Source organism: Pseudomonas sp. LJDD11, assembly GCF_024584215.1.
Lineage (GTDB): Bacteria > Pseudomonadota > Gammaproteobacteria > Pseudomonadales > Pseudomonadaceae > Aquipseudomonas.
This window is the reverse complement of record NZ_JANJFL010000009.1, coordinates 150,823-162,254: the sequence shown is the minus strand read 5'-3', so window position 1 is coordinate 162,254 and position 11,432 is coordinate 150,823. Positions and strand designations below refer to the sequence as shown.

The following is an 11,432-nucleotide window of genomic DNA, read 5'->3' as shown; positions in this document are numbered from 1 at the left end:
TTCTATCAAGGAGATGAGCCATGCAAATGAAGTCCTGGATCGCGGGTGCAGCGATTGCCCTCAGCGCCCTGCCCGGTATCAGTCAGGCACGTGACACGATGCTGTTGCTGCCGTTCGACAAGGTGATCCAGCAAATGACCCAGCAAGGCAAGCTCGACGGCAGCGTCAAGTTCTACCTGGCGGGCGTGCCGCCACGCGGCAAGGTCACCGTGGTAAGCCCGAATGCGGTCACCAACAAGAAGACCAATGCCTTCAACAAGAGCGACACCGAAGCCTGCGAATGGGTCCTGCAATCGGCGATCCTGCAATTGAACGAAGCGGCCAAGGGTGCCGGCGCCAACGCGGTGACCAACATCACCAGCTATTACAAAAAGATCGAACGCAAAGACCCGGTGAACTACGAGTGCCATGCCGGCGCAGTGATCGCCGGTGTCGCCCTGAAGGGCGACCTGGCCAAGGTCAACTGAGCGGGCGGCAAGCTGTAAGCTTCAAGCTGCACGCGAGAGCACCATGCGCTCTTGCTTGCAGCTTATGGCTTGAAGCTTGCCAGCTCACAAAAAGCTTTGGCCATCGGTGATTGCTCGTCCTTGCGTTGCACCAGCCAGACCGCACTGCTGGCGCCATCGTCGAGCAGAGTGCGGTACGCCACCCCGTCAATGCGCAAGCGCTGGTACGACGCCGGTAACACCGTCACCCCCAACCCCGCCGCCACCAGGCCGATGATCGTCATCACTTCGCCCGCCTCTTGAGTAATCAACGGGCTGAAGCCCGCTGCCCTGGCCAGCCCAATGATCTGCGCATACAAGCCGCTGCCGTAGCTACGCGGAAAGAACACGAACGGCTCTTCGGCCAACGCTGCCATGAACAACCCTTGCTCACTGCCAGCCACCAATGGGTGGTCGGAACGCATGATCGCAACCAGCGGCTCACGCAGCAGCTCCACGGCGATCAACGAGTCAGGTAACGGCAAGGGCCGCATGATACCGACCTGCATGCTGCCATCTTGCAGATGATCGACCACGTCCTGGCTGGTCATTTCCTGCAAGGCCAGGTGCACCGCCGGGTAACTCTGGCGAAACGCAAAAATGGCTTTGGGAATGCTTGAGGTAAAGGGCGCCGAGGCTGTGAAGCCGACCTTCAGTTCACCCAGTTCGCCCAACTGCGCACGCCGGGCCACATCAGCGGCTTTATCGACCTGCGCCAATACCAGGCGGGCCTGTTCAAGAAACAAACGCCCGGCTTCGCTCAACTCCACACGCCGGTTGGTGCGCTCAAACAGCCGTGCGCCCAGTTCCTGCTCCAGCGCCTGGATCTGCTGGCTCAGCGGTGGTTGAGAAATGCCCAGCGCCTGGGCCGCCCGGCCAAAGTGCAGCTCTTCGGCCACCGCAATGAAGTAACGCAGATGCCGCAGTTCCATAGGCCACCAAATGAGTCGTACAACCTATCAATCATGTCTAACAATATATTGGATTGAATCATTAGCCCGCTATATGCTTTTTCAATGCCTGCCTGCTCTTGCAAGACCGAGGTCCACCGTGAAGCCTGCCAGCCCTGCGCTCAATAACGATACTCCGCCATCGCCCGCCCAGACCGTGAGTCAGGCCGACACCTACATCGAAAAGAACACGCCGCTGTTCACCCGCACCGCACTGGCGCTGTTCGCGGCAGGCTTTGCCACCTTCGCCCTGTTGTATTGCGTGCAGCCGATGATGCCGCTGTTGTCACGCGAATTCGCCATCAGTGCCGCGCAGAGCAGCCTGGTGCTGTCAGTCTCTACCGCGATGCTCGCCATTGGCCTGCTGGTCACCGGGCCGATTTCCGACCGTATCGGCCGCAAGCCGGTCATGGTTCTGGCGCTGTTCTGCGCGTCTATCGCCACCCTGGCCAGTGCGCTGATGCCCGACTGGGAAACCGTGCTGGTAACCCGGGCGCTGGTCGGCTTGTCGCTGAGCGGGCTGGCGGCGGTGGCCATGACCTATCTGAGTGAAGAGATCCACCCGACCCATCTGGGCCTGGCCATGGGTTTGTACATCGGCGGCAGCGCGGTGGGCGGCATGTGCGGACGGCTGATCAGCGGGGTACTGATCGACTACGTGAACTGGCACGTTGCACTGCTGGTGATCGGCGGCCTGGCGTTGATTGCCGCCGCAGTGTTCTGGCGCATCCTGCCCGACTCGCGCAACTTCCGCCCCCGTTCATTACACCCGCGCAGCCTGCTGGACGGCTTCGCCGTGCAGTTGCGCGATCAGGGCCTGCCATTATTGTTCCTGACCGGCTTTTTGCTGATGGGCGCGTTCGTCACCCTGTTCAACTACATTGCCTACCGCTTTCTCGAAGCGCCCTACAACCTGAGCCAGGCCGTGGTCGGGCTATTCTCGGTGGTCTACCTGTCGGGTATCTACAGTTCAGCAAAAATCGGCTCGCTGGCCGACCGTCTGGGCCGTCGCAAGGTGCTCTGGGCGGTCATCGTGCTGATGCTCGCCGGCCTGGGCCTGACCCTGCTCAACCCGCTGGCACTGGTCATCATCGGCGTGCTGATCTTCACCTTCGGCTTCTTCGGCGCCCACTCGGTGGCCAGCAGTTGGGTCGGCCGCCGCGCCACCACCGCGCGCGGCCAGGCCTCGTCGCTGTACCTGTTCTGCTACTACGCAGGCTCCAGCGTAGCCGGCACCGGCGGCGGCGTGTTCTGGCACTACGCCGGCTGGAATGGCATCGGGTTGTTCATTGGTTTGTTATTGCTGCTGGCGCTGGGGGTGGCGTTGCGGCTGGCCAAGTTACAGCCGTTGGCAGGGGGTAATTGATTGTGTTCAGACTCTTGGCAGCACTACACAATCAAGTGGGAGGCTGCTTTGCAGGCGAATGCAGTGCACAGCACTGCCAAAAGTATTCAAGGCAAGCACAGACCGTCGAAAGAGAAAGTATTTTTTCACCATCACCCCGAAAATGAAAAAGCAGTTTCCCCTCTTGACATCCTCCCCGGTCTGAAGGCAGGAGATTCCTACGGCGCTCAGGCGCGGCATCGAGCCGCCCCCGAGTCGCTTCGGTGGGTTCCTGCTGCTGGCGCCATGACCTCTGCGCTCACTTCACAGGCTAACCGGGCGTGTCCCGCCCTTAGTACATTGATCGCGCCGACCACATCGGCGTTGCCTTCAAAACCACATCCCACACACCTGAACAGCGCCTGCGTCTGGCGGTTGGCCGCCGACACATGGCCGCAACACGGGCACGTGCGGCTGGTATTTTGCGGCGGCACGGCAATCAGCCAGCCGCCGCGCCACGCCAGCTTGTAGTCCAGTTGGCGACGGAACTCGAACCAGCCCTGATCGAGGATGGACCTGTTCAGGCCAGACTTGGCCCGAACGTTTCTTCCCGGCGTCTCTGCCGACTGCCGCACCCTGTGCCGTGGGCTGCTCATCGATCTGGCGTTCGGTCTGGATACTCACGAACCACTTGCCACACGACTGGCTCACGGTGATGTTCTTCACCGTGCCAGGCACCTCGCGGCTGTTGCGGTAGCGCAGCCAGCCCAGCTTGGGCAGAAACAGGCGGCTGTTGATCTGGTCGAGCTTGATCTGTTTCGGGTCGGGATAGCGCAAGCTGTTTTTCGGTCCCTTCTTCTTGAACCGGGGAAAGTCGGCTCGCTTGGCGAAGAAATTGGTGTAGGCCCGTTCCAGATCCTTGAGGCTCTGTTGCAACGGGTGAACAGGCGCATCGGCCAGCCATGCGATTGGCGGGCTATTGCGCCACTCGGTAAGCAACTTGCACAGGCCCGCATAGCCGAGCTTGTTCTCGCCTTGCTCGTGGCGCTCCTTCTGCAACGCCAGCGCCTTGTACGCCCGACAAAAGCCGGGCGTTTTGTAGGAAACGTCGCTAATCAGCCGTGATACTGCGCCGACAGCTCGTGCACCGCTTCGATAAACGCACCAGCGTTGGCCGGGTCGACTTCCGGGGTGATGCCGTGGCCGAGGTTGAAGACGTGGCCGCTGCCGTGGCCATAGCTGGCCAGGATACGCGCCACTTCCTGACGGATGGCTTCGGGGCGGGCGTAGAGCACGCTCGGATCCATGTTGCCTTGCAGCGCGACCTTGTCGCCGACCCGGGCGCGGGCCTGGCCGAGGTCGCAGGTCCAGTCCAGACCCAGCGCTTCAGCGCCGACGTCAGCGATGCTTTCCAGCCACAGGCCACCCCCCTTGGTGAACAGGATCACCGGCACCTGACGACCTTCATGCTCACGGATCAGGCCAGAGACAATCTTGCGCATATAAGCCAGCGAGAATTCCTGGTAGGCCGCTGCCGAGAGGCTGCCGCCCCAGCTGTCGAAGATCTGCACCGCCTGGGCGCCAGCGCGAATCTGGCCATTGAGGTAGGCGGTGACCGACTGCGCCAGCTTGTCGAGCAGCAGGTGCATGGCTTGCGGGTTGTCGTAGAGCATGGCCTTGGATTTGCGGAAGTCCTTGGACGACCCGCCTTCGACCATATAAGTGGCCAGCGTCCATGGGCTGCCGGAGAAGCCGATCAGCGGCACGCGGCCGTTGAGCTCCCGACGGATGGTACTGACCGCATCCATCACGTAACCGAGGTCTTTGTGCGGATCAGGGATCGGCAGGGCTTCGATATCGGCCAGGGTGCTGACGGTTTTCTTGAAACGCGGGCCTTCGCCGGTCTCGAAGTACAGACCTTGGCCCATGGCGTCAGGAATGGTGAGGATGTCGGAAAACAGGATCGCGGCGTCGAGCGGGTAGCGCTCCAGCGGCTGCAGGGTCACTTCACAGGCGAATGCCGGGTTCATGCACAGGCTCATGAAGTCGCCGGCCTTGGCACGGCTGGCACGATACTCCGGCAGGTAGCGACCGGCCTGGCGCATCATCCATACCGGAGTGATATCCACAGGCTGCTTGAGCAGGGCACGAAGGAAACGGTCGTTCTTCAAGGCAGTCATGTCGGTTTCCGCAAAAAATAGGCGGGCATTTTCTCAGACCGGCAAGAACAGTTACAAGCAACACGCTTGTCGACATAAGCACAAAGGGCCCGAAGGCCCTTTCATGTTGACTTGCGTCACGCGTAGGAGCTGCTTTAGCAGCGAAATTGCGGCGCCTGCTTCGCGGCTGAAGCCGCTCCTACGATGCCTCGATATCAAACACCGAGGTAGTCGAGGATACCTTCGGCAGCGTTGCGGCCTTCGAAGATCGCGGTCACGACCAGGTCGGAACCACGCACCATGTCACCACCGGCGAAGATCTTCGGGTTGCTGGTCTGGTGCTTGAACTGGCCTTGCTCCGGAGCCACGACGCGGCCCTGGCTGTCGGTCTGGATATCGAACTGCTCGAACCAGGGGGCCGGGCTTGGGCGGAAACCGAAGGCGATGACCACCGCATCAGCCGGGATGATCTCTTCGGAACCGGGGATCGGCTCAGGACTGCGACGGCCACGGGCATCCGGCTCACCAAGACGGGTCTCGACAACTTTGACGCCTTCGACCTTGTCTTCGCCGACAATCGCGATCGGCTGACGGTTGTAGAGGAACTTCACGCCTTCTTCCTTGGCGTTCTTCACTTCCTTGCGCGAGCCGGGCATGTTTTCTTCGTCGCGGCGGTAAGCACAGGTAACAGCCTTGGCGCCCTGGCGGATCGAAGTACGGTTGCAGTCCATCGCGGTGTCACCACCACCGAGTACCACGACCTTCTTGCCCTTCATGTCGATGAAGTCTTCCGGCGCCTTCTCGAAGCCCAGGTTGCGGTTGACGTTGGCAATCAGGAAGTCCAGTGCGTCGTAGACGCCTGGCAGGTCCTCACCGGCAAAGCCGCCCTTCATGTAGGTGTAGGTGCCCATGCCCATGAACACGGCGTCGTATTCTGCGAGCAATTGCTCCATGGTCACGTCTTTACCGACTTCGACGTTCAGACGAAACTCGATGCCCATCCCGGTGAACACTTCACGGCGATGGCTGAGCACGCTCTTTTCGAGCTTGAACTCGGGAATGCCGAAAGTCAGCAGGCCGCCGATTTCCGGGTTCTTGTCGAACACCACCGGCGTCACACCGCTGCGTACCAGGACGTCGGCACAGCCAAGGCCCGCAGGGCCTGCACCGATGATTGCCACACGTTTGCCGGTCGGCACGACGCGCGACATGTCCGGGCGCCAGCCCATGGCGAAGGCGGTGTCGGTGATGTACTTCTCGACCGAGCCGATGGTGACCGCGCCAAACCCGTCATTGAGGGTACAGGCCCCTTCACACAGGCGGTCTTGCGGGCAAACGCGGCCGCAGACTTCCGGCAGGGTGTTGGTCTGGTGCGACAGCTCGGCGGCCGCCAGGATGTTGCCTTCAGCGACCAGTTTCAGCCAGTTGGGAATGAAGTTGTGCACCGGGCACTTCCATTCGCAATACGGGTTGCCGCAACCCAGGCAACGGTGGGCCTGGTCGACGGACTGCTGGGGCTTGAAGGGTTCGTAGATTTCAACGAACTCTTTCTTGCGCTGGCGCAGCAGCTTCTTTTTCGGATCTTTACGTCCGACATCAAGGAACTGGAAGTCGTTACTCAGACGTTCAGCCATGGTTGTTGCCTCATCACGGGCAGCTTCAAGCTTCGAGCTTCAAGCTGCAGGAATCACGTTCTAATCGACGCAGGGGCTGCAAGCCTGTCACGTCAGGCTTGCAGCGCTCGGCTGCCTTATTGTGGGTTGGCACGGGTGCTGGAGAGCAGCGACTTGAGGCTCGCAGCCTTCGGCTTGACCAGCCAGAAGCGGCGCAGGAAATCGTCCAGGTTCTCTGCCACGTTACGGCCCCACTCGCTGTCGGTCTCGGCCACGTACTCATCGAGCACGCTCTGCAGATGGGTACGGTAGGCTTCCATCGCTTCGCCGCTGATCCGCTGGATCTCGACCAGTTCGTGGTTGACCCGGTCAACGAAGGTGTTGTCCAGGTCCAGCACGTAGGCGAAACCACCGGTCATACCGGAACCGAAGTTGTAGCCGGTCTTGCCCAGCACGCAGACGAAGCCGCCGGTCATGTATTCGCAGCAGTGATCGCCGGTGCCTTCGACGATGGTGTGGGCACCGGAGTTACGCACGGCGAAACGCTCACCGGCCGTACCTGCGGCGAACAGCTTGCCGCCGGTTGCGCCGTACAGGCAGGTGTTACCGACAATGGCACTTTCCTGGGTCTTGAACGGGCTGCCTTTGGGCGGAACGATGACCAGCTTGCCGGCCGTCATGCCTTTACCCACGTAGTCGTTGGCGTCGCCTTCGAGGTACATGTTCAGGCCACCGGCGTTCCATACACCGAAGCTCTGCCCGGCAGTGCCCTTGAGGCGGAAGGTGATCGGCGCCTTGTTCATGCCCTGGTTGCCGTGCAGTTTGGCGATTTCGCCGGAGATGCGCGCACCGATGGAACGGTCGCAGTTGCACACGTCCAGCTCGAACTCGCCACCGCTCATCGACTCGATGGCCGATTTGGCCATTTCGACCATCTTCTCGGCCAGCAGGCCTTTGTCGAACGGCGGGTTACGGTCGACCAGGCTGAACTGCGGCTTGTCGGCCGGGATGTAATCGCTGCCCAGCAACGGGGTCATGTCCAGATGCTGTTGACGCTCGGTGTCGCCCGGCAGGATTTCCAGCAGGTCGGTACGGCCGATCAGCTCTTCCAGCGAGCGCACGCCCAGCTTGGCCAGCCACTCACGGGTTTCTTCGGCAATGTAGGTGAAGAAGTTGATCACCATGTCGACGGTGCCGATGTAGTGATCCTTGCGCAGCTTGTCGTTCTGGGTCGCCACGCCGGTCGCGCAGTTGTTCAGATGGCAGATACGCAGGTATTTGCAGCCCAGGGCGATCATCGGCGCAGTACCGAAACCGAAGCTCTCGGCCCCCAGGATCGCCGCCTTGATCACGTCCAGGCCGGTTTTCAGGCCGCCGTCAGTCTGTACCTTGACCTTGCCGCGCAAGTCGTTGCCGCGCAGGGTCTGGTGAGTCTCGGCCAGGCCCAGCTCCCACGGCGAGCCGGCGTACTTGATGGAGGTCAGTGGCGAAGCGCCGGTGCCGCCGTCGTAACCGGAGATGGTAATCAGGTCGGCATAAGCTTTGGCGACACCGGCCGCGATGGTGCCCACGCCGGCTTCTGCCACCAGCTTGACCGAAACCAGTGCCTGCGGGTTGACCTGCTTAAGGTCAAAAATCAGCTGCGACAGGTCTTCGATCGAGTAGATGTCGTGGTGCGGCGGTGGTGAAATCAGAGTCACGCCAGGCACCGCATAGCGCAGTTTGGCGATCAGGCCGTTGACCTTGCCACCGGGCAACTGGCCGCCCTCACCGGGCTTGGCACCCTGTGCGACCTTGATCTGCAGCACTTCGGCGTTGACCAGGTACTCAGGAGTGACGCCGAAACGGCCGGTGGCGATCTGCTTGATCTTGGAGCTGCGGATGGTGCCGTAGCGCGACGGATCTTCACCGCCCTCACCGGAGTTGGAGCGCGCGCCCAGGCGGTTCATCGCCTCGGCCAGGGCTTCGTGAGCTTCCGGCGACAGTGCGCCCAGCGAGATACCGGCCGAGTCGAAGCGCTTGAGGATCGCCGGCAGCGGCTCGATTTCGTCGAGGCTCAGCGGCTGCTCAAGGGTCTTGACCTTGAACAGGTCACGCAGCATCGACACCGGGCGGTTGTCCACCAGCGCGGTGTATTCCTTGAATTTCTCGTAGTTGCCCTGCTGCACGGCCGCTTGCAGGGTGTTGACCACGTCCGGGTTGTAGGCGTGGTATTCCCCACCGTAGACAAACTTCAGCAGACCACCCTGCTGGATCGGTTTGCGCGCACTCCAGGCCTCAGCGGCCAGCAGCTTCTGGTCGGACTCCAGGTCAACGAAACGTGCACCCTTCAGGCGGCTTGGCACGCCACGGAAGCTGAGGTTGCAGACCTCTTCGGACAGACCGATGGCTTCGAACAGCTGGGCGCCACGGTAGGAGGCCACGGTCGAGATACCCATCTTCGACAGGATTTTGAGCAAGCCTTTGGTAATGCCTTTACGGTAGTTCTTGAACACTTCGTAGAGGTCGCCCAGCACTTCACCGGTGCGGATCAGGTCGCCCAGCACTTCGTAAGCCAGGAACGGATAGACCGCCGAAGCACCGAAACCGAGCAACACCGCGAAGTGGTGCGGGTCACGGGCGGTCGCGGTCTCGACCAGGATGTTACTGTCGCAGCGCAGGCCCTGCTCGGTCAGGCGGTGGTGTACCGCACCGGTGGCCAGCGAAGCATGCACCGGCAGCTTGCCCGGCGCGATATGCCGGTCACTGAGAACGATCAGGGTATGCCCTGAACGTACGGCTTCTTCAGCCTGATCGGCAATATTGCGGACGGCAGCTTCCAGACCAACGCTTTGGTCGTAGTTCAGGTCGATGATGCAGCGCTCGAAGCCTGGACGCTCCAGGGTCATCAGGCTGCGCCATTTGGCCGGGGAAATCACCGGCGAGCTGAGGATCACCCGCGAGGCGTGCTCAGGCGACTCCTGGAAGATGTTGCGCTCGGCACCCAGGCAGATTTCCAGGGACATGACGATGGCTTCGCGCAGCGGGTCGATCGGCGGGTTGGTAACCTGCGCGAACTGCTGGCGGAAGTAATCGTAAGGCGAGCGGACCCGACGCGACAGCACGGCCATCGGTGTGTCATCACCCATCGACCCCACGGCTTCCTGGCCCTGCTCACCCAGCGGGCGCAACACCTGGTCACGCTCTTCAAAGGTGACCTGGTACATCTTCATGTACTGCTTGAGCTGGTCCTGGTTGTAGAAGGCCGAACCGTGGTCGTTGTCTTCCATGGTCGCCTGGATGCGCAAGGCGTTCTTGCGCAGCCACTGCTTGTACGGATGACGCGACTTGAGGCGGTTGTCGATGGCGTCAGTGTCGAGGATCTGGCCGGTCTCGGTGTCCACGGCAAAGATCTGGCCCGGCCCCACACGGCCTTTGGCGATCACGTCTTCAGGGGTGTAGTCCCAGACGCCGATTTCCGACGCCAGGGTGATGTAGCCGTTCTTGGTCATGACCCAGCGCGCCGGGCGCAGGCCGTTGCGGTCGAGCAGGCAGACCGCGTGGCGACCTTCGGTCATCACCACGCCGGCCGGGCCGTCCCACGGCTCCATGTGCATGGAGTTGTATTCGTAGAACGCGCGCAGGTCCGAGTCCATGGTCTCGACGTTCTGCCAGGCTGGCGGAATGATCATTCGCACGCCACGGAACAGGTCGATACCACCAGTGACCATCAGCTCCAGCATGTTGTCCATGCTTGAGGAGTCGGAACCGACACGGTTGACCAGCGGACCGAGCTCTTCAAGCTCCATCAGGTCGTTGGTGAACTTGGTGCGGCGAGCCTGGGCCCAGTTACGGTTACCGGTGATGGTGTTGATTTCACCATTGTGTGCCAGGAAGCGGAACGGCTGGGCCAGCGGCCACTTCGGCATGGTGTTGGTCGAGAAGCGCTGGTGGAATACGCAGATCGCGGTCTGCAGGCGCTCGTCGCCCAGGTCCGGATAGAAGGCTGCCAGGTCGGCAGGCATCATCAGGCCCTTATAGATGATGGTCTTGTGCGAAAAGCTGCAGATGTAGTGCTCTGCATCCTCGGCGTTGGCCACCGACGAACGGCGGCGGGCGCTGAACAGCTTGACCGCGAACTCCTGATCGCTCAGGCCTTCACCGCCGATGAACACCTGCTCGATGCGTGGCAGGCGCTCCAGGGCCAGACGCCCGAGCACGCTGGTGTCGATCGGCACCTGGCGCCAGCCAACCAGATTGAGACCTGCGGCCAGGATCTCGCGGTTCATGTGCTCGCGGGCAGCCTCGGCCTTTTCGTCATTCTGGTTGAAGAACACCATGCCCACCGCATACTGGCGAGGCAGCTCGACACCGAACTGCTCTTTGGCCACGGCACGCAGGAACAGGTCGGGCTTCTGGATCAACAGACCGCAACCGTCACCGGTCTTGCCGTCAGCGTTGATACCGCCACGGTGGGTCATGCAGGTCAGGGCCGCCATAGCCGTCTGCAAGAGGTGATGGCTGGCTTCACCCTGCATGTGGGCGATCAGGCCAAATCCACAGTTAGCCTTGTGTACATCCGGATGGTACAGACCTGTTTTCATAGACACTTTCTCACCAGGCTGCCTGGGTTAGAGGCAAATTCTTCGGCTCAATCAACCGCTTCATCACGCCGAACGTACGCCGGCTTTGGAGAAGCAAAACGGAGGGCATTGTACACAGCAGGGCATGAGCCCACAAATTTAATGACTATTTACTGAAAAAGCGTGTCGCATTTATGAAGGTTTTAAAGTGACGCCCTGTGTTAGTCAAATCTATTTTTGACGACCAAAGGGGGTTGGCAGGGGAGTTTGTAGCGCGGACACCGCCAGAATCACACCCTTGGCAGAAGGGTGCGTCCTGGGGATAAACAGCGGGATATC

At 61.2% G+C, this 11,432-nt stretch carries 8 protein-coding genes; 2 read left to right on the top strand and 6 right to left on the bottom strand.

Features of this window, described 5'->3' with window-relative positions; genetic code table 11:
• Positions 1 to 20 precede the first annotated feature (20 nt).
• Entirely contained in the window at positions 21 to 467 is a 447-nt protein-coding gene (locus tag NRB16_RS13195; RefSeq protein ID WP_045486548.1) for a hypothetical protein, read from the top strand.
• Between the two features lie 62 nt (positions 468 to 529).
• On the opposite strand, the gene NRB16_RS13190 is transcribed toward NRB16_RS13195, so the two are convergent.
• The gene (locus tag NRB16_RS13190) at positions 530 to 1,417 is read right to left on the bottom strand and encodes a LysR family transcriptional regulator (RefSeq protein ID WP_045486545.1); all 888 of its coding nucleotides are present in this window, start codon (positions 1,415 to 1,417) and stop codon (positions 530 to 532) included.
• A gap of 73 nt (positions 1,418 to 1,490) precedes the next feature.
• Between NRB16_RS13190 and NRB16_RS13185 the strand changes: the two genes are divergently transcribed.
• A complete protein-coding gene (locus NRB16_RS13185; RefSeq protein WP_257106289.1) occupies positions 1,491 to 2,801 on the top strand; it encodes an MFS transporter in 1,311 nt (436 codons plus the stop codon).
• 206 nt (positions 2,802 to 3,007) lie between these two features.
• Here NRB16_RS13185 and NRB16_RS13180 read toward each other — a convergent pair whose 3' ends face one another.
• The 5 genes from NRB16_RS13180 to gltB all read right to left on the bottom strand — a co-directional run bounded on the left by NRB16_RS13180 (position 3,008) and on the right by gltB (position 11,114).
• The gene (locus NRB16_RS13180) at positions 3,008 to 3,259 is read right to left on the bottom strand and encodes a transposase (protein WP_257106308.1); all 252 of its coding nucleotides are present in this window, start codon (positions 3,257 to 3,259) and stop codon (positions 3,008 to 3,010) included.
• Positions 3,150 to 3,818, bottom strand: coding sequence for a hypothetical protein (locus NRB16_RS13175; protein WP_257106310.1), 669 nt, complete (start codon positions 3,816 to 3,818; stop codon positions 3,150 to 3,152). The genes NRB16_RS13180 and NRB16_RS13175 overlap by 110 nt, the downstream gene beginning before the upstream one ends.
• Before the next feature lie 56 nt (positions 3,819 to 3,874).
• A complete protein-coding gene (gene hemE, locus NRB16_RS13170) occupies positions 3,875 to 4,939 on the bottom strand; it encodes a uroporphyrinogen decarboxylase (protein ID WP_253112245.1) in 1,065 nt (354 codons plus the stop codon).
• 194 nt (positions 4,940 to 5,133) lie between these two features.
• Entirely contained in the window at positions 5,134 to 6,552 is a 1,419-nt protein-coding gene (locus NRB16_RS13165; RefSeq protein ID WP_253112244.1) for an FAD-dependent oxidoreductase, read from the bottom strand.
• A gap of 116 nt (positions 6,553 to 6,668) precedes the next feature.
• Positions 6,669 to 11,114, bottom strand: a complete 4,446-nt coding sequence (gene gltB / locus NRB16_RS13160; protein WP_045486534.1) for a glutamate synthase large subunit — start codon at positions 11,112 to 11,114, stop codon at positions 6,669 to 6,671.
• Between the last annotated feature and the right edge of the window lie 318 nt (positions 11,115 to 11,432).